Origin of the sequence: Curtobacterium flaccumfaciens (genome assembly GCF_018598405.1) — a bacterium.
Lineage (GTDB): Bacteria > Actinomycetota > Actinomycetes > Actinomycetales > Microbacteriaceae > Curtobacterium > Curtobacterium aurantiacum.
Genome location: NZ_JAHEWS010000010.1, coordinates 80,916 through 99,896, shown reverse-complemented (window position 1 = coordinate 99,896; position 18,981 = coordinate 80,916). Strand labels below are relative to the sequence as shown.

The following is an 18,981-nucleotide window of genomic DNA, read 5'->3' as shown; positions in this document are numbered from 1 at the left end:
ACGAGAACGAGGCCACCGCCCCACTACGGGGTACAGCACTGACGGGTGCCCCACAGGTGACCGATAGACGCACCCGTGACCGAGACCCTGCCAGCGCCCGAGGTGTACGACTTCGCGCGCCCGTCGACGCTGGCCCGTGAGCACGCCCGTGTCCTCGAGCTCGCCTTCGAGACGTTCGCGCGCCAGTGGGGCACGCAGCTGACGGCGAAGGTCCGTGCGGTCAGCCAGGTCACCTGCGAGCAGGTGCAGATGACGACGTACGACGAGTACGCCGCGTCGCTGCCCGCCCTCACCGGCATGGTGCTGCTCCCGATCACCGGCGTGACCCCGAAGGGCGTGCTGCAGGTCCCGCTCGACGGCGCGCTGACCTGGGTGTCGCACGCGCTCGGCGCCTCGAAGCCGCTGCCGACCCCGGACCGCACCTTCACGCCCATCGAGCAGGCCCTGGTCCGCAAGATCGTCGAGGACGCCCTCGACGACCTGCGCTACTCGTTCGGCGGCCTGCTCGCGCAGGACGTCACGGTCGGCGGGTTCCAGTTCAACAGCCAGTTCGCCCAGGCCGCCCAGAAGGGTGACCTGATGATCGTCGCCTCGTTCTCGATCCGGGTGGGCGACCGCATCGCCCCCGGCACGCTGGCCCTGCCGGCCGAGGCCGTCCTGCCGCAGCTCGGCGAGGCCGCCGCGCACGTTTCGACCGCCGACGCCCGCGCCCTGCTCGACGCGCAGCTCGAGAGTGTCCCCGTCGGTGTCAGCCTGCGCTTCGCCCCGGCGACCGTGCTCCCGACGCAGGTCCTCCGGCTCGCCGTCGGCGACGTGCTGCCGCTGCCGCACCCGCAGCACCGCCCCCTCACCATCGCGGTCGACGGGGAACCCGTCGGCACCGCCGCGGTCGGCGCGAACGGCTCGCGCCTCGCCGGCATCGTCGTCACCACCACGAGCACGGAGCAGCACTGATGACCGAAACGACCACCCTCCACACCGCAGCGGCCGAGTCGCTCGCGGCGCAGCTCCCGACGGCCGCCCCGTTGCGCGCGGTGCTCCTGCCTGGAGGCGCGACACCGGTCGTGCTCGACGCGGCGACCGACGCCGTGGTCGCGTCGTTCGTCGGCGGCCTGTCGGCCGACCTGGCGCTCGTGCTCACCGACCTCGAGGCGATCACGGCCGCCGGAGGCACCGACCACGGCATCGTCGCGGTCACCGACGTGCTGCGTCCGTCGCTCGAGGCGGCTGCCGGCGTGCTCGGCGTCGGGGTGCTCGGCGAGGCGAGCCGCGCGTCGGCGGCGTCGCTCCTGGCGGACCCCGACACGGTCGTGTTCGAGTTGACCGCCGGCGGGCTGCCCGCAGGCTGGTTCGGTATCCGTGTCCGCGAGAACGGCACGGTGTCCGCCCCCGTCGTCGCGAACCTGCCCGCCGGCAACCTCGGCCGGATCAACAACGTCGAGATGACCCTCACGGTGGAGATCGGTCGCACCCGCATGTCCGTGCGCGACGTGCTCGGCATGGAGCCCGGTGCCGTCGTGGAGCTCGACCGCAGCGCCGGCGCCCCCGCCGACGTCCTGCTGAACGGCCGTCTCATCGCGCACGGCGAGGTCGTGGTCGTCGACCAGGACTACGCGGTCCGGATCACGCGCATCCTCGACGTCGCCGAGATCGTCTGACCCGCACGTGGACACCCTCGTCGTCACCCTCCGCGTCGCGCTCTCGCTCGGCGTCGTGCTCGCCCTCATGTGGGTGCTGCACCGCGCGAGCCGCAAGCGCTTCTCGGGCAAGCCGTCCGGCCGTCGGGCCGCGACCGTCGAGGTCGTCGGACGGCAGGGCATCGGCGGCAAGGCAAGCGTCGTCGTGGTCGACGTCGAGGGGGAGCGGCTCGTGCTCGGCGTGTCCGAGCACGGGGTCACGCTGCTCACCAGCGGGCAGGCGCCCGCGCCCGAACTCACCATCGTGACCGGACCGGTGGCGCTGCCGGTGCGTCCCGCCCCGTCGGCCGACGCGTTCGGTCGGGAACTCGCGCAGCAGACGGACGACACCACGGGCCTCCAGGACGACGCGCCGAACGTGACCGACGCACCCGGTGTCGCCGCGCCGTTGCCGATGCGCCCGCGCAACCGCCGTCCGCAGCGCACCGTGCCGAGCGTCCAGCAGCTGCAGGGCTCGATCCTGTCGGTCGACACCTGGCGGCAGGCCGCCGCGGCGCTCCGGAACCGGCGGGCCGGGTGAGGGCGGCAGGGCCGCACCGGCTGGCACGGTCGGGTCGACTCGTCGCCCTCGTCCTGCTCGGGCTGGCGGTCGTCGCCGGGTTCCTCATGCTCACCACGACCGGTGCGCACGCCGCCGGTGTCGTCGAGCCCACGGCTCCGGCCACGCCGACCGCACCCGCGACCGGCGACTTCAGCGTCAGCGTGAACGGCCCGGACGGCACGCCGTCGTCCGCCGTCGTGACGCTCATCGGCATCACGCTGCTGAGCGTGGCACCGGCGCTGATGCTCATGATGACGTCGTTCACGAAGATCTTCGTCGTGCTCGCCATGACCCGGAACGCACTCGGGCTGCAGTCGATCCCGCCGAACCAGGTGATCGCCGGGCTCGCGCTGTTCCTGTCGTTGTTCGTGATGGCGCCGGTGCTCGGGCACATCAACGACGACGCCCTGCAGCCCTACCTGGCGGGGAAGCGCGACTTCAACCAGGCCGTCGAGATCGGCACGAAGCCGCTGCGGACGTTCATGCTCCACCAGACCCGCGACGAGGACGTCGCCCTGATCACCCGCGCCGCCGGGCTCGACAACCCCGGGTCGATGGCCGACGTGCCGATGACGACGGTCATCCCGGCGTTCATCATCTCCGAGCTCCGCAGCGCGTTCATCATCGGGTTCGTCATCTTCATCCCGTTCCTGGTGATCGACCTCGTCGTCTCCGCGGCGCTCATGTCGATGGGCATGATGATGCTCCCGCCGGTCATGATCTCGCTGCCGTTCAAGATCCTGCTCTTCGTGCTGGTCGACGGCTGGGGCCTCATCATCACGTCGCTCATCGAGAGCTACCACGTTGTCTAGGGGGCGCGCATGAACCAGCAGGCCGTCATCGACCTCGTGCTGCAGGCACTCCTGGTGTCGGGAAAGCTCGCCGCGCCGGTCCTGGTGACCTCGCTCGTCGTCGGCTTCGCGATCTCGCTGTTCCAGTCGGTCACGCAGATCCAGGAGGTCACGCTCTCGTTCGTGCCGAAGGCCGTCGCCGTCGCGATCGCCCTGGTGATCTGCGGCAACTGGATGATCTCGGAGATGATCGCGTTCACGCACGTCGCCTTCGACATGATCCCGAAGCTGCTCGGGCACGGCTGATGGAGCTCGCCGTCAACGCCGACCGGCTCGAGGCCACGATGCTCGCCGGCGTCCGGCTCGTCGCGTTCTTCGTGATCGCGCCGCCGTTCTCGTACCGTGCGTTCCCGGGCACCGTGAAGGTGATCCTCGGGCTGGGTCTCGCCATCGGCGTCGCCCCGCGCGTCGCCGTCGGCTACGAGTCGCTCGAGACGGGGCCGTTCCTGCTCGCCCTGCTCACCCAGCTCGTCGTCGGGCTGTCCCTCGGGTTCCTGGTGTTCCTGGTGTTCGCGGCCGTGCAGTCCGCCGGCGCGCTCATCGACCTGTTCGGCGGGTTCACGCTGGCGCAGGCCTTCGACCCGCAGTCCCAGGTCAACGGCGCGCAGTTCACCCGCCTGTTCCAGATGACCGCGCTCGCGCTGCTCTTCACCTCCGGCGGGTACCAGCTCATCGTCGGCGGCCTCGTGCGGTCGTTCGACGCCGTGCCGCTCACCGGCACGTTCGCGGTCGACGGGCTCGCGTCGATGCTCGTGACGGCGATGTCGCAGATGTTCCTCGCGACGCTGCAGATCGCCGGACCGCTCGTGGTGGTGCTGTTCCTGGCGGACGTCGGCCTCGGCCTGCTCACCCGTGTGGCCCCGGCGCTCAACGCGTTCCAGATGGGCTTCCCGATCAAGATCGGCCTGACCGTCCTGTTCGCCGGCGCGCTCTTCATGGCCCTGCCCTCGGTGGTGTCGTCGCTGACCGGCGACGCCGTCGAGGCGATCACGGGACGGGGGTGACGACGTGTCCGACAGCGGAGAACGCTCCGAACAGGCGACGCAGCAGCGGATGCGCGAGGTCCACGAGAAGGGCCAGGTCGGCCGCTCCCAGGACCTCGGCGCGTGGATCGGCATCGCCGTCGCGGCGCTCATGATCCCGGCCGCCATCGGCAACGCCGCAGCGGCCGGGCAGGACCAGCTGCTCGCCGTGCAGCGCGTCATCGAGGACCCCGAACTCGGTGCCGTGCAGGCGCTGCTCGCCGACGCGCTGGGCTCGATGGGTGCGACCCTCGGTCCGATGCTCGCGGTGGTCGCCGTCGCCGTGCTCGCCGCCGCAGTGACCCAGGGCGGGGTGCACTTCCGCAAGATGGCGCCGCAGCCCGAGCACTTCGATCCGATCGCCGGCCTGAAGCGGGTGTTCGGCACCCAGGCGCTCTGGAACGGCGCGAAGGCGCTGCTGAAGACCGCCGTCGTCGGGCTCGTGCTCTGGTTCGCGGTGCAGGGACTCATGCCGGTCCTGATGACGAGCGGTTCGCTGCCGCTGTCCGCCGTGCTCGAGGCGGCAGCCGCCGGGTCGGGCACGCTGCTGCGCGCCGCGATCGTCGCCGGGCTCGTCCTGGCCGCCCTCGACGTGTTCGTGGTCATCCGCCGCAACCGGAAGCGCACGATGATGACCAAGCGCGAGGTCAAGGACGAGAACAAGCGGAGCGACGGCGACCCGCTGGTGAAGTCGCAGCGCCGGTCCCGCCAGCTCGCGATGAGCCGCAACCGGATGATCCAGGCCATCGGCACCGCGGACGTCGTGATGACGAACCCGACCCACTACGCCGTCGCGATCAAGTACGAGCCCGGCAAGTCCGCGCCCCGGGTGGTCGCGAAGGGCGCCGGCCCGGTCGCCGACGTCATCCGTGCCCGTGCCGAAGACGAGCGCGTGCCGATCGTCCGCGACGTCCCGCTCACCCGTGCCCTGCACGCCGCGTGCGAGCTCGGCCACGAGATCCCCGTCGACCTGTACACGCCGGTGGCCCGCGTCCTGTCCTTCGTGATGGCGCTGAAGGCCCGCGGCACGGCGGCCGGCACGCACGCGCCGCCGCGGCCGACCACCCCGGACGAGGTCGCGAGCGTCATCGACCCGGCCACCCTGACCGGGGACCTCCGCCCCCGCAAGCTCCGTCCACCGCGACTCGCAGAGAACCAGACCGAAGGACTCCCCGCATGAACCGCAAGGACCTGCCGAAGCTCGTCGTCCCGGTGTTCATCGTCGGCATCATCCTGCTGCTGATCCTGCCGGTGCCGTCGTTCCTGCTCGACTTCCTGATCATCATCAACATCCTGCTGGCGCTGGTGATCCTGCTCACGACGCTGTTCGTGAAGAAGCCGCTCGACTTCTCGGTGTTCCCGTCGCTGCTCCTCGTCGCGACGCTGTTCCGGCTCGGCCTCAACGTGGCGTCCACACGTCTGGTGCTCGGCGAGGGGTTCGCGGGTGACGTCATCCAGGCGTTCGGCCACGTCGCCGTCTCCGGGTCGATCATCATCGGCGCGGTCATCTTCCTGATCCTCATCGTCATCCAGTTCGTCGTGGTGACGAAGGGTGCCGAGCGCGTCGCCGAGGTCGGTGCCCGCTTCACGCTCGACGCGATGCCGGGCAAGCAGATGGCGATCGACGCCGACCTGAACGCCGGGCTCATCACCGACCAGGAAGCGAAGGAGCGCCGGGCCGCGGTGTCCGCCGAGGCCGACTTCTACGGCGCGATGGACGGTGCGTCGAAGTTCGTCAAGGGCGACGCGATCGCCGGCATCCTGATCATCATCATCAACCTGATCGGCGGCATCGCGATCGGCATGCTGCAGAACGGCCTCTCCGCGACCGACGCGCTGTCGAAGTACGGCATCCTGACCATCGGTGACGGCCTGGTCACGCAGATCCCCGCGCTGCTGATGGCGGTGTCGACGGGCATGATCGTCACCCGGTCCGGCGCGGAGTCGGAGATGGGTTCCTCGGCCGCCACGCAGCTGTCGCAGTCGCGGAACGCCCTGATGATCGCCGGCGTCGCCGCGATCGCGATGGGGTTCATCCCCGGCATGCCGATCCTGCCGTTCCTGCTCGTCGGCGCCACCCTGCTGTTCACCGGCTGGCGCATCGGTCGGAACGCCGCCCGCGCCGAGGCGGACGCCGCCCGCCAGCAGGCACTCGAGGCCGCCGCACCGGTCGGTGACACCCCGGAGGACCTGCTCGAGCAGATGCGCGTGCACGCCCTCGAGATCCAGCTGGCCCCCGACCTCGTCGACATGGTGTCCGGCGCTTCGGACGACCTGCTCGGCCGGGTGCGGGCGCTCCGCCGCAAGATCGCGATCGACATGGGCATCGTCGTGCCCCCGGTCCGCACCCGCGACTCGATCGACCTGCCGCCGTCGACCTACGCCATCCGGATCGCCGGCGTCGAGGCCGGTCGGGGCACCGCGCCCGCCCGGAGCGTCCTGGCGCTGGGCGACCACCTGGACGGCCTGCCGGGCACGTCGACCGTCGAACCGGTGTTCGGCCTGACCGGCAAGTGGGTGCCCGCCGAACTCCGGCACGCCGCCGAGATGACCGGCGCGACCGTGATCGACCGCGTCTCCGTGCTCGTCACCCACCTGCAGGCAGTGATCGGCGACAACGCCGCGCGCCTGCTCACCCGCGAGGACGTCAAGGTCCTGACCGAGGGCGTCAAGCAGGTCAACCCCGCCGCCGTCGAGGAACTCGTCCCCGGCATGCTCTCGATGGCGGAGCTGCAGCGCGTGCTGCAGGGCCTGCTCGCCGAGCGCGTGCCGATCAACGACCTCGGCCGCATCTGCGAGGCCCTCACCCTGCGGGCGAAGGTGTCGACCGACCCCGAGGGGCTCGTCGAGTCCGCCCGCGCCGCGCTCGGTCCGGCCCTCGCCGCCCGGTACACCGAGGCCGGCACGCTGCGGGTCATCATGATCGACCCGATGCTCGAGCAGTCGATGCTCGAGGGACTCCGGCCGTCCGAGCAGGGCAGCCAGATCGTGCTCGACGCACACCGGATCGAGCAGGTCCTCGGCTCCGTCCGCGACGCGGTCCGCTCCGTGGAGGACCAGGGGCTCTCCGCCGTCCTGGTGTGCGCCCCGCAGCTCCGCCCGGCCGTGCACCGCATGGTCGCCGCCCAGTCGAACGGGCTCCCGGTGCTGTCGTACCAGGAGGCCACCGCCGCTGGATCCACCATCGAGACCGTGGGAGTGGTCCGTGCCGCCGACCCGATTGCAGCGTAGCGGCGCGACGCTCGAGTCGGTCCGCGACGCCGTCCGGACCGAGTTCGGCGCGGGCGCCCGGATCGTCGCCGCCGAGCGCGTGACCACGCCGGGCTTCGGCGGGCTGTTCCGCAAGGCGCACGTCGAGGCCACCGTCGAGGTGCCGGAACCGGGGGACCAGCCCACCGCCCGGGTCGTCATCGCCGACTCGCCCGTGCAACGCGTCGGGATCGCGGCACTGCTGGCCGACGCCGAGGCGGCCGAGGCGCGCATCGCCGGCACCGACGGCACCGCGTCCACGCGGGCGGACGCGTTCGCGTCGGTGCTCGACGGCTTCCAGGCGGACGGGATCACCGAGAGCGCCCCGCGCCCGACGCGCGCGCCGACCGAGCGGGACGTGCCCGCGGGGGTCGACCCGCGCCTCCAGGCCGCCGTCGACGCGCAGACCGTGGTCGACGCGCAGACGGTCGTCGAAACCCGGTCGGGAGGCCCGTCCCGCGTCCTCGACGCGCCCTCGCCCGAACCGGTTCCCCTGCCCACCGCCCCGGCCGTGCGGTCCGCGGACGGCGACCTGGTGCTCCTGGTCGGTCGGCCGAACGACGTCGACGCGGCGGCCGGACTGTTCGCGGTCCGGCACGCCCTCCGACCGACCGATGCCGCCGACCGGCGGGCCGCGATCCTGGCGCGGGCGGACGGCGTCCGCGACGGTCACGCCGTGCTCGCGGTGGCCGCGTGGGACGACCGGGTGACGGGGGACGCGCTGCAGGCCGACCAGGTGTGGGTCGTCGTCGACGTCGGACGGAAGCCCGAGGACTCGGCGGCGATGGTGTCGGCGGTGGGGTCCCGCCTGCCGGTGGCCGGCGTCGTCGCGATCGGCGCGGGGGAGACCGCCACGCCCGGGTCGGTGGACCTGCTGGGGCTTCCCGTCGTGTCGCTAGGCTGAACGGGTGCTGGTACTCACGCGGAAGGTCGGCGAGCGGATCCTCGTCGGCGACGACATCGTCATCACGGTGCTCGACTCCCGGGGCGACGGCGTCCGGATCGGCATCGACGCCCCCCGGGGCGTGAAGATCCAGCGCGAAGAGGTCGTGCGTGCGGTCGCCGAGGCGAACGCCGAGGCCGCTGCGGCCGGCGACGACGCCGAGGCGCAGTTGCGCGCGGCGCTCGGTGCGCGGGGCGGGGCTGCCGCTGGCCGCGCGGCGCCCGAGCCGACCGACTCCTAGCGGCCCGGAGCAGCCACGCCCGTCGGGGGCACGGCTGCTCGTCCGTCGCGAACGTGGTTCCCCGTCCGTCAGGGACGGGGTTTCTTCTCCTGCTCGGGCAGGCGGCCGGCAGCGGCCTCGGCGGCGAACCAGGCGCGTGCCTCGTCCTGTCGGGCCTGCTCGGCACCGAGCGCGATCGGCGCCCGGACGTGACCGGGTTCGTACCCGAAGGTCTCGATCAGCTGAGGAACGATCGGCCGGACGCGGGCGACGAGCCGGTCGATGTACGCCGACACGGCGCGGGCACGCTGCGCCGACAGCCGGCCGTGCAGCAGGTACCAGTCCAGGTGCTGCTCGAGCAGGCCGAGTGCGAACAGGTCGCGCAGCCAGACGAGCACGCGGCGGGTGTCGCCCTCGGTGACCTCGTCGAGCGCCTCGGTGAAGGCGTCCCACTGCATGAGTTCGGCGTGCGCCTTCGACGCCTCGATGAGCTCGTGCTGCGAGCGGTTCAGCAGGCGGGCGGCGCGGGCGCGGTCCTTGCCGGCCGATGCCAGGCGCATGCCGATCTCGGCGACCATGGTGTCCACCCGACCGGCGAGCAGGTCACGCTGCGTCCGGGGGTCCTGCAGGTCGGCGACGCTGGCGGTCAGGGAGCCCCGGTCGGCCACGGTCTGGCCGAGGCGACGGATGCCGGACGCGTCGGCGAGCTTCGACGCCGCGACGGCCGCGACGAACTTCGCGGTGGCGGCAGCATCCTTCGGGGCCTTCGCGCGGAACTCGGTGAGCAGGCGCTTGCCGACGAGCTGCAGCAGCACGGTGTTGTCGCCCTCGAACGTCACGTAGACGTCGAGGTCGGCACGGAGCCCCGTCAGACGGTTCTCGGCGAGGAACCCGGCACCGCCGCAGGCCTCACGGGCCTCCTGCAGGGTGTCGAGCGCCGACCAGGTCGACATCGACTTGAAGGCAGCGGCCTGGGTCTCCAGGTCCTCCCGGCGCTCCGGGGTGTCCTCGCGCCCGCTGAAGACGTCGTCGAAGGTGCGTAGGAGCTTCTCGTGCGCGAACGACTGGGCGAACACCGTCGCCAGGCGCGGGATGAGACGGCGCTGGTGCCGGCCGTAGTCGAGCAGCACACCCTCGGTGCCGTCGCCGGTGGGGAACTGGCGGCGCTGCATCGCGTAGGTCAGCGCGATCTGCAGCGCGATCTTCTGCGCGACGACCGCGGCGCCGTCGAGCGACACCCGCCCCTGCACCAGGGTGCCGAGCATCGTGAAGAACCGGCGACCGGGCGAGGCGATCGGCGACGAGTAGGTACCGTCCGCGGCGACGTCGCCGTAGCGGTTCAGCAGGTTGGTGCGGGGGACCCGGACGTGGTCGAACGCGAGCCGACCGTTGTCGATGCCGTTCAGGCCGCCCTTGGGGCCGTCGTCCTCGCCGCTGACGCCGGGCAGGAAGGCCCCCTCGGCGTTCCGCAGTGGCACGTAGAAGGCGTGCACGCCGTGGTCGACGCCGGCGGTCACGAGCTTCGCGAACACGACGGCGGCGTGTCCGTGCAGGGCAGCGTTGCCGATGTAGTCCTTCCACGCACCGCGGAAGGGTGTGTGGATCTCGAACTCCTCGGTCGCGGGGTCGTACGTGGCCGTCGTGGCGATGCTCTGCACGTCCGAGCCGTGGCCGGTCTCGGTCATCGCGAAGCAGCCGGGGACCTCGAACGAGACGATGCCCGGCAGGAACTCGCGGTGGTTGGCCTCGGTGCCCAGGTGGTGCACGGCGGACCCGAACAGGCCCCACTGCACGCCGGCCTTGATCTGCATCGACGGGTCGGCGGTGACGAGTTCCTCGAACGCCGCGAGGTTGCCGCCGTGGTTGTCCTGGCCGCCGAACTCCGTGGGGTAGGGGCGCTGGATGGCCCCGGCGTCGACGAGGACCCGGAGCTGCTCGAGCACCCGTGCCCGGTGCTCGGGGATCGGCTGGCCCTCGATCTTCTGCATCGCGGGGTCGAGTGCGAGCCGGCGGGAGATCCGGCGGTCCTCGGCCCAGCGTCCGAGCAGGAGCTCCTGCACCAGCTCGACGTCGATCCGGACGTCGGTGTCCGTGCCGGCGGTCGGTGTACCCGCTGCCGGGTCGCCGGTGGCGTCGGCGTTCGGCGCGTCGACGTCCGGGGCGGGCCTGGTGCCGCCGGCGGGGGTGGTGCGCTGGGCGGGTGCGGTGTCGACCATGGGCGGAGTCCTCCTGAACTGCGGTGTCCGTGTTGCACGGTCCACGCTAGACACCGGTGCCGACAGTGGCGGGAACGCCGTGCGGGCCGCACAACCCCGTGTCGCCGGTACCGTCACGAGGTCGTGGGAACCCTCCAAAGAGATGAGCGACGTTCGACGATTGGGCGCGTCCACCCGGCCCGGGGCAGACTTGCCGCCATGTCACGTACCACCCCCGCGGACCGCGAAGCCCGTCCCGGACGCACCTTCTTCGGGCAACCGTTCGAGCTCTCGACCCCGTTCGCGGTGGAGCTCTGGGAGCGGTTCTCGTTCTACGGGATGCAGGGCATCGTCCTCATCTACATGTACTACACCCTCTCGCAGGGCGGCCTGGGGATCGACAAGGGCATCGCCGCCGGCATCATGGGCGCGTACGGCGGTGCCGTCTACCTGTTCACGATCATCGGGGCGTGGATCGCCGACCGGCTGATCGGTGCGGACCGGACCCTGTTCGGCAGCGCGATCGTCGTGATGCTCGGGCACATCGCCCTCGCGCTCATCCCCGGTGTGGTCGGCGTCGGGGTCGGCCTCGTGCTCATCGCGCTCGGCTCCGGTGGGCTCAAGGCCACCGCCACCACGATCGTCGGCGGCCTCTACAGCCGCGAGGACCCGCGCCGCGACGCCGGCTTCTCGCTCTACTACCTCGGCGTGAACCTCGGGGCGTTCTTCGGGCCGCTGCTCACCGGGCTGCTGCAGAGCTCGCTCGGCTTCCACTGGGGCTTCGGCCTGGCCGCCGTGGGCATGGCCGCCGGCCTCGTGCAGTACGCGATCCGTCGGAAGAAGCTGCCCGAGGTGGTCCGCCACGTCGCCAACCCCGTCGACCGCCGCCGCCTGCCGCTCATCGGCGCCGGCGTGGTCGTCGCACTGGTCGTCATCGTCGTCGCCGTGCTGACCGGTCTGCTCAACGTGGGCAACCTGCCCACCGTCGTGGTCGCGGTCGTCGTGCTGGCCACCATCGGGTACTTCGTCGTCATCCTGTCGAGCGGCCTCACCCGTGACGAACGGTCGCGGGTGTTCGCGTTCATCCCGCTGTTCATCGGCAGCGCCGTGTTCTGGTCGTTGTACCAGCAGCAGTTCACCGTCGTGACCGTCTACTCCGACGAACGGCTCGACCGCTCCCTGTTCGGCTGGGAGATGCCGGTGTCGTGGGTGCAGTCGATCAACCCGGTCTTCATCATCGTGCTGTCCGGCGTCTTCGCGGCCCTGTGGACCAAGCTCGGCGACCGTCAGCCGTCCACCCCGACGAAGTTCGCCCTCGGCACCGGGATCATGGGGCTCGCGTTCCTGCTCTTCCTGCCGTTCACCGGCTCGGGCGAGAACGGCACACCGTTGCTCGCCCTCGTCGCCATCCTGCTGGTGTTCACGCTCGCCGAGCTGCTGCTCTCGCCGGTCGGGCAGTCCGTCGCCACGAAGCTCGCACCGCCGAAGTTCCAGACGCAGATGGTCGCGCTGTTCTTCCTGTCGGTGTCGCTCGGCACCGCCGTCACCGGGGTGCTGTCCCGCTACTACGACCCGGCGGACGAGGCCCCGTACTTCACGATCCTCGGCCTGGTCGCCGTCGCGGTGGGCGTGGTCCTGCTGTTCCTGGCCAAGCCGGTGCTGCGGCTCATGCGCGGCATCCGGTAACCTGAGCGCAGCCACACGGCCGACGCAACCAAGGAGTCACCACCCATGCTCGAACTCATCGCAGGTATCATCATCGGCGTCGGCGTCCTCGGTGGCGTGGGGTGCTGCATGGCCGTGGCCGCCATGATGAAGAGCGGCTCCGAAGAGTACTGAGTCCCTGACCCGGACTACTCGCCGCTGTCGGTCGTGACCGGCACCAGCTGACGACTCAGGACGGTCGCGCGCTCGAAGGGGCCGCGGCCGTCCTTCGTGTACACGGGCTCCTCGAACGCGACGGTCCACGTGCGCTGTGTCCCGCCGATCTGACTCCCGCCGGGAGCCACGATCACCCCGATCGGCTCGTCGGCCCACTGCTCGCCACCCCGATCGGTGTCGACGACCTGCACGAGGGCGCCGATGCCGAGACCGGGGGCGACGTCGGGGCGGGGGCTGGGGGAGCGGCGGCGTCCGAACACGCCCTCACCGTAGCGGCGCGTTGCCATGGATCGTCTGTGCGGCACCTGCCGACACGCTGACGGCCCGGCCGCCGGGTGGTCGGGACACCCCACCTGCAGCGCGTCGAGTGGTCCCGAACTGTCGGCGGCGGCGCCGCCGACGGTTCGTGACCAGCGCGCGGAGGTGAGCGGGGTGTTGCGACCGGCGGGACGACGGCCGGGAGGCCCGTGGCGGGCCCGCACCGCGCCTCCAGGCCGCTGTCGGTCGCGTCCAGAGCGCGGGCCGGGTGGTCAGGACACCTCGCTGCCAGCGCGTCGAGTGGTCCCGAACTGTCGGCGGCGCGGCCGCCATCCGACGGGTCGGGACCGCTCGGCGAACCTGAGCGGGGTGTTGCGACCACCTCGTGACCGCCACCCCGCCCGCGTCAGACGGCCGCCGGCTCGACCCGGGCGATCTCGGTGATCGACGAGTGCCCGGTCTCGGGGTGCTTGCGCATCGAGAGCAGCCGCTCCATCGAGGGTTCGAGCGCCGTGACCTTGTCGAGCGGCGCACTCACGACGAGCTGGAACCCGAGCCGGAGCCACGCGGTCACGGCACGGCCGGCGAACTCCGAGTCCGCCTTGATGAACGCCTCGTCGAGGAACACCGGCGCGAACCGGGGCCGCGGACGGGTCTCGTCTCCGAGCTGGTAGCGCAGTGCGGCGCCGACGATGAACGCCACGAGCTCCTGCGTCTCACCGCCGGACTTGTCGCCGAGCGACGAGTACACGCCGAGGTCGTTGCCGTCGGTGTCGTACCGCACGGCCGTGATCTCCATGTGCCGGCGGACGTCCAGCACGGCGTCGCGCTGGGTCGTGCGGCCGCCACGCGGAACGGAAGGGTCGGGCCGGATGACCGCCATGAACCGTCGGAGTCGACGGAACCGGGTCTCGAGCACGTCGTCGGTCAGCTCGGTGTCGACCGAGGCGGACAGGGCGCGGAGTTCGCGGCGGAACGCGGTGACGTCCTCGCGGGTGACCCGGCGGATCTGGATCTTCAGGCGGTCCCGGTTCGCGCCGAAGGGCAGCTCACGCAGGATCTCGTTGACCGGTTCGAGGCGCTCCTCGATCTCGACGACGGCACGGTCGAAGGCCCCCGCGAGCGGCACGAGGTCCTCGCCGCTCCACTGGGACAGCCGTCGACGCCACTCGGTGCGGCGCGCGTGCAGGCCCGTCGCCACGATCTGGTCGAGGATGGCGTGGTAATCGGGGTAGGAGGCGACCCCGGTGCCGAGGTTCGGGTCGGGCCAGGCGTCCTGGTACCGCTGGAACGTCAGCGTCAACGAGGTCGAGGCTGCGGCCGCGCCGTCGAGCGCCTGCGAGAGGCGTTCTTCGAGCCGGCGCTTGAGCCGTCGGGTGGCATCCTCGAACCCGTCGACGCCGTCCGGGGCACCGATCTCCTCGAAGGTCTCCTCGAGCAGGCGGGCCTGCTGGTCGTCCGGCAGCGAACCGGGCGAGGACTCGAAGCGCTCCAGGATCTCGGCGGCGGCGTCCTGGCCGTCGACGAGCACCGCGTGGCGTTCCTCGAGCCGCTGGACGGAGAGCCGTGCGGCGGACCGGCGGTCGGCGGCCTCGTCGAGGGACTTCCGCAGCCGGGCGACCGAGGCCCGCAGCGTCCGGAGGCCGTCGTCGGCGGCGAGCAGTGCCTGCCGTTCCTCGTCGAGCCGGGCGAGGGACGTCCCCAGCCCGTCGACGTCGATCGCGGCCCACGTGACGTCGACCACGTGCTGGTGCGCGGCGCGGAGGACGTCGAGTGCGGTGAGGTCCTGCGCGACGTCGGTGCGGCGGGCCTCGAGCGTGGCGAGGTCCTGCGCGATCGAGGCGAGCTCCTGCTCGACCGCGGCGACCCGGGCCTCGTTCGTGAAGCCGATGACGTTCGACTGGCGGCGGTCGCCGTGCGCGCCACGACGACCGTCGCGCAGCTGCCCGGACTCGGTGACCCGGCGGCCACCACCGCCGAGGTCCGATGCCGAGGCGACACAGCGTGCGTCGGTGCGGTCGGACTCGATCCGCTCGCGCACCCAGGTGCTGAAGGGCGACGGCTTGATCGCGAGCTTGCCGGACACCATCGCCGGGTCGCCGTCGAGGTCCAGGTGCGGGCCGGTCGGCACACCCTCGAACTGCACGCGGACCGGCAGGCGGAGTGCGTCGATCGCCTCGCTGAAGTCGGCCAGGCGGTCCTGGTCGACGAGCAGCGTGCGGGCGACGGGTGCCAGGACCGACTCGATCGCCGTGCGCCAGCGCTCCTCACCGGGCAGCACGTCGAGCAGTTCCGCCACGAAGGGCAGTTCGGCCGGGTCGATGCCGGCGGCGCGGGCCATCGCGAGCCGGGCCTCGTGCATCGGTAGCGGCATGGCGCCCTGCCGGTGCTCGAGCGACTGGCGCTCCTGGCGCAGGGACCGTTCGCGGTCCAGGAGCGGGTACTCCTCGCGGGTCAGGGCGTCGCGGCGCTCGTCGAGGGCGGTGCGCGCGTCGGCGTACGACCCGAGGAACTCGTGCGAGCTGCGCTGCGCCGCGGTGAAGTCGGCCTCGGTCGTGACGGACGTCCCGAGCACCGCGGTGCGCTCGTCGAACGTGGCGCGGGTGCGGACGACCCCGTCGCGCTCGCGGGTCAGCCGCTCGATGCGGTCCTCGAGCTGGGCGAGCGCGTTGCCGCCCTGGTCGCGGAGCCGGGCCTCGGCGTCCCGCAGCTCGATCTCGACGGCGGCGTGCCGGGCCTCGGCCGCGGCGACCTCGGCGCGCGATGCCGTGCGCTCCCGGGCGTTGCGGGACACCTCGGCGTCGAGCAGGTCACGCTTCCGCGAGGCCGTCCAGTGCGCGAACGGGGAGACCTCGGCGCCGGTCGCGATGCCGTCCAGGGCCGCTGCGGCCTCGGTGGCGCGCGCGATCTCGGTGTGCAGGTCGGTGATGGGGGAGAGGATGCGGACCTTGCGCTCCTCGGTGTCCATCGCCTCGTACGCCTCGTCGAGGGCGGAGAAGTGCGCGAGCGCCCGGTCGGCCGCCTCGTACGTGCCCGGGGTCTCGAGCACGAGCGACTTGTAGAGCGCGTCGACGGTGGGCAGGTGCTGGCCGGCCTGGATCCGGGCGAGCAGGCGCATCGCCCGGTTGCCGCCGCCGGAGTCACCGATCCCGAGCCGGGTCTGCAGCGTGTACGCGAGCTCCTGGTAGGTGTCGCGGATGACGAGCCCCGGAACGCGGCCGGTCAGCTCGAGATGGTGGAACCGCGCGGGGACGAACTCCTCGAGCCGGCGCAGGTCGAAGGTGTCGTCGACCGTCGCCATGGTCATCTGGATGTCGCCGACCCCGCGGGCGCGCTTCGGCACGATGTACGCCCGCAGCACCGTGAAGCGCCGTTCGTCGTCGTTCCGGAACGTGACCGCCGCAGCGCCCCAGGTGGTCTGGTCGTCGCCGCGCAGGTTCACGTCGCGCAGGCTGCCGGTCTCGGGGTCGCGCCGGGTGTCGACCTTGCCGCGCAGGTACGTGAGCAGGTTGCGCTGGTCGGCGCTGCGGGCACGGCCGGTGGTGGCGTCGTTCGAGGCGCCGTTGAACGGCACGTCGGACGGCATCATCACGGCCAGGTAGGCGTCCATCAGCGTGGACTTGCCCGTGCCCGATGCGCCCGAGATGAGGGTCGCCGTGCCGGAGAGCTCGACCTGCCGGTGGCCGTGGAACCCGCCCCAGTTGACGACCTGCATCGACTCGGCGCGCCACTGCGCGACCGTGTCGAAGAGCGCCGGGATCTCGAACGTGTCGGTCACGCTTCCGTCTCGCCTTCGTCGTCGGTGTCGGTGTCGTCAGTCGGGAGGCCCGGGTCGTCTCCGTCGGACGGCTCGCCGCCCGGGGCGGTCGCGTCACCCTGCGCGGTGGTGGTCCGCAACCAGGCGTCCAGTTCGAGCAGGCGCTCCAGGGGGAGCAGCACCTCGACGACGCTCGCCACCCGGAAGCGGTCCGGGTCGGAGGTCCGGATCAGGATGCGTGCCGTCACGAGGCGCTCGATGGCCTTCGCGACCCGGCCCTCGTCGCGGGTGCGGTCGGTCGCGGTCGCCGGACGGAAGCCCGCCACGTGCCCGAGGATCTCGGAGCGGTCGACGACGACCTGGTCCGGGCCCGGTCGGGCGTCGGCGCGCAGGCGCATCCGCAGGTAGACGAGCACGATCGTCTCCTCGCGGGTGTACGGGAGGTCGCGGAGCAGCGTCGGGAACGTGCGGCGCTGGCTCTCCGAACGGGCCTGGCGCTTCCAGGCGACCTCGCGGTCGCGGTCGACGTGCAGCTCGAGGAACAGGTCGTTCAGACGCGAGCGCAGCTGGTGCTCGGCGTCGAGGACGGCACGCCACTCGTCGGGGTGCGTGCGGGAGCTGACGTACGAGTGCCGCAGCAGCGCCACCAGGGCGCGTCGCTGGTGCTCGTCCAGCCGGCCCTCGTCGCCCTCGAAGAGGGCGAAACTGGACTCGTCGCGCTCGTCGTCCTGCATCACGGATGCGGGGTCGTCGTAGGGGACCGTCTCGTCGACCGGTGCCGGCGTCGTGTCGCTCACCGTGCCTCCTGTGCGTTCTCGTCGTGTGCGTCGCCGACCGGTGCGCGCTCGTCGTCGAGCGCAGCGGTGGGCATGTGGAAGGTGATGGGGGTGCCGTCGGGCCGGACCGTGCGGTGCTCGGCGACGCGGGCGGCGGACTCGAAGTCGTCGCGTCCGGTCAACAGGTGCGCGAGCCCGAAGAGCTCGACCGGTCGGCGCTGCTCGGGCGGCAGCCCGTGGAACGCGTCGACGCTGGAGTCGGCCTCGGCGAACCGGAGCGCCGCCCGCAGCTCGGTCAGGAGCGGTCCGCCGTGCTTGCGGAGCATCTCGACGTCGAGGTCCTCGAAGACGTCGTCGTCGGGTTCTTCGATGGGCGGCGGCACGGACTCGGCGTCCGGGTCGTAGAAGCGCTCGCGCAGGGTGCCGACCTCGGCCGCCGCCGGCAGGAGCGGCAGCGGGATCCGGTCGCGTGCACCGCCCTGGTCCATCAGGGTGGCGAGGCCACGGTTGATCGACCGGAGCACGGCATCGAGCTCGCGGTCGCGGACGACGTCGTGCGCGACGATCTGGTCGCGGAGCGTGGCGGTGAGCTGGCGGCGCTGGGCGAGGACGTCCTCGATGCCCTGGCGCAGGATCGTCACGGTGTTGCGGAACGCCCGACGTTCGCCGGCCCCGAGGCCCTGTGCGAACGGGTGCGCCAGGATCGTGGCGATGTCGTCACGGAGCCGGAGGAGCAGGGCGTCGTCACGGAGGAGCTCGAAGGCGCCCTCGAAGGCACGGCCCTCGGGCGTCGCCTCCATCAGGTTGTCCGTGCGCGCGAGGTAGTCGTCGAGGATCTCGCCGATGGGGCGGACCTCCTGCCGGAAGTCCTCGACGATCGAGCGGTGCATCGTCGCGACCGCTTCTTCCACCCGCTTGAAGTCGCTCGGCAGCTGTCGGATCAGGTCGGAGATGTTCGTGTACCCGTCGCGCATCCGGTCGTCGTCGACGGCCACGACGTCGTCGCCGTGCTCCAGGCGGTCCCGCTCGGCCTGCAGCTCGGCGATCTGGGCGTCGATCCGGCGGATCTGCACGTCGGGGTCGGGCTCGGCGCGGGCCGCCCACCGGTGCACGGCGTCCACGATCATCGCCAGCCGGCTCTCGCTGATCAGGGCGCGGTCGGCCGACAGGGCGTCGACGAGGCTCAGGGCCTCGAGGGCGTGGCTGGTCAGGGAGTACTGTTCGTCGCCGTCGGGGGAGTTCGAGCGGACGAGCCACTGGGCGCCGACCCACTCGCGGCACAGGGCGCGGCCGTTCGGTCGGGCGTCCTGGTCGCCGTCGGTCTGCTCACTCGCGGGGACGCGTGCGCCGGCGGCCTGCAGGCGCGCGACGTGCTCCTCGACCTGCAGGTGCATGCGGTCGGCGGGGACGTACTGCACGTCGCGGTCGAAGACCGTGCGGAACACGGCGAGGACCGTGGCGCTGGTCGGCCGGGACATGAGCCGCAGGGTCGGACGGTCGAGGACCGCTCGGACCCGGGCGAACTCGAGGTCGACGTCGGTCATGCGCCCCTTCGTCCGATCGTGCTGGTGGTGTGGCCCGCGTGCTGCGG

At 72.0% G+C, this 18,981-nt stretch carries 16 protein-coding genes; 11 read left to right on the top strand and 5 right to left on the bottom strand.

Translation table 11 applies throughout. The annotated features are described in order from the left end of the window. Positions 1–75 precede the first annotated feature (75 nt). From KK097_RS08515 to csrA, 10 genes are read left to right on the top strand one after another with little or no spacing between them, the layout of a single operon-like run. Positions 76–954 carry a flagellar motor switch protein FliM gene (locus KK097_RS08515; RefSeq protein ID WP_214531340.1) on the top strand — a complete coding sequence of 293 codons (879 nt, stop codon included), beginning with the start codon at positions 76–78 and terminating at the stop codon, positions 952–954. Continuing rightward, complete coding sequence (fliN, locus tag KK097_RS08510) at positions 954–1,658, top strand: flagellar motor switch protein FliN (protein ID WP_214531339.1); 705 nt, start codon at positions 954–956, stop codon at positions 1,656–1,658. Before KK097_RS08515 ends, fliN begins: the two co-directional genes overlap by 1 nt. Before the next feature lie 7 nt (positions 1,659–1,665). Beyond that, on the top strand, positions 1,666–2,217 hold the full coding sequence (locus KK097_RS08505; RefSeq protein ID WP_214531338.1) for a FliO/MopB family protein: 552 nt from the start codon (positions 1,666–1,668) through the stop codon (positions 2,215–2,217). After that, entirely contained in the window at positions 2,214–3,050 is an 837-nt protein-coding gene (gene fliP / locus KK097_RS08500; protein WP_214544343.1) for a flagellar type III secretion system pore protein FliP, read from the top strand. The genes KK097_RS08505 and fliP overlap by 4 nt, the downstream gene beginning before the upstream one ends. Positions 3,051–3,059: 9 nt before the next feature. After that, positions 3,060–3,335: a flagellar biosynthesis protein FliQ gene (gene fliQ / locus KK097_RS08495; protein ID WP_214531336.1), complete on the top strand. Its 276-nt coding sequence runs from the start codon at positions 3,060–3,062 to the stop codon at positions 3,333–3,335. After that, positions 3,335–4,093: a flagellar biosynthetic protein FliR gene (locus tag KK097_RS08490; RefSeq protein WP_214531335.1), complete on the top strand. Its 759-nt coding sequence runs from the start codon at positions 3,335–3,337 to the stop codon at positions 4,091–4,093. Before fliQ ends, KK097_RS08490 begins: the two co-directional genes overlap by 1 nt. 4 nt (positions 4,094–4,097) lie before the next feature. Next, positions 4,098–5,291 (top strand): EscU/YscU/HrcU family type III secretion system export apparatus switch protein, encoded by a 1,194-nt coding sequence (locus KK097_RS08485; protein WP_214531334.1) that lies wholly within the window; start codon positions 4,098–4,100, stop codon positions 5,289–5,291. Next, entirely contained in the window at positions 5,288–7,342 is a 2,055-nt protein-coding gene (locus tag KK097_RS08480; RefSeq protein ID WP_214531333.1) for a flagellar biosynthesis protein FlhA, read from the top strand. The genes KK097_RS08485 and KK097_RS08480 overlap by 4 nt, the downstream gene beginning before the upstream one ends. Beyond that, entirely contained in the window at positions 7,317–8,264 is a 948-nt protein-coding gene (locus KK097_RS08475) for a hypothetical protein (protein ID WP_214544342.1), read from the top strand. Before KK097_RS08480 ends, KK097_RS08475 begins: the two co-directional genes overlap by 26 nt. Positions 8,265–8,268: 4 nt before the next feature. Further along, the gene (gene csrA / locus KK097_RS08470; RefSeq protein ID WP_214531331.1) at positions 8,269–8,544 is read left to right on the top strand and encodes a carbon storage regulator CsrA; all 276 of its coding nucleotides are present in this window, start codon (positions 8,269–8,271) and stop codon (positions 8,542–8,544) included. 68 nt (positions 8,545–8,612) lie between these two features. Here the strand turns inward: csrA and KK097_RS08465 are convergent, their stop codons facing one another. Beyond that, positions 8,613–10,739 (bottom strand): acyl-CoA dehydrogenase family protein, encoded by a 2,127-nt coding sequence (locus KK097_RS08465; RefSeq protein WP_214544341.1) that lies wholly within the window; start codon positions 10,737–10,739, stop codon positions 8,613–8,615. Positions 10,740–10,937: 198 nt separating this feature from the next. On the opposite strand from KK097_RS08465, the gene KK097_RS08460 reads away from it, so the two are divergent. Next, on the top strand, positions 10,938–12,404 hold the full coding sequence (locus tag KK097_RS08460) for a peptide MFS transporter (protein WP_214544340.1): 1,467 nt from the start codon (positions 10,938–10,940) through the stop codon (positions 12,402–12,404). 167 nt (positions 12,405–12,571) lie between these two features. Here KK097_RS08460 and KK097_RS08455 read toward each other — a convergent pair whose 3' ends face one another. The 4 genes from KK097_RS08455 to KK097_RS08440 form a co-directional block, all read right to left on the bottom strand. Beyond that, positions 12,572–12,886: a hypothetical protein gene (locus KK097_RS08455; RefSeq protein ID WP_214544339.1), complete on the bottom strand. Its 315-nt coding sequence runs from the start codon at positions 12,884–12,886 to the stop codon at positions 12,572–12,574. A gap of 377 nt (positions 12,887–13,263) precedes the next feature. Further along, positions 13,264–16,635, bottom strand: coding sequence for an ATP-binding protein (locus tag KK097_RS08450; RefSeq protein ID WP_214544338.1), 3,372 nt, complete (start codon positions 16,633–16,635; stop codon positions 13,264–13,266). Further along, complete coding sequence (locus KK097_RS08445; RefSeq protein WP_214544337.1) at positions 16,632–17,411, bottom strand: DUF4194 domain-containing protein; 780 nt, start codon at positions 17,409–17,411, stop codon at positions 16,632–16,634. Before KK097_RS08445 ends, KK097_RS08450 begins: the two co-directional genes overlap by 4 nt. Beyond that, positions 17,408–18,934 (bottom strand): DUF3375 family protein, encoded by a 1,527-nt coding sequence (locus tag KK097_RS08440; protein ID WP_214544336.1) that lies wholly within the window; start codon positions 18,932–18,934, stop codon positions 17,408–17,410. Before KK097_RS08440 ends, KK097_RS08445 begins: the two co-directional genes overlap by 4 nt. Positions 18,935–18,981: the final 47 nt, after the last annotated feature.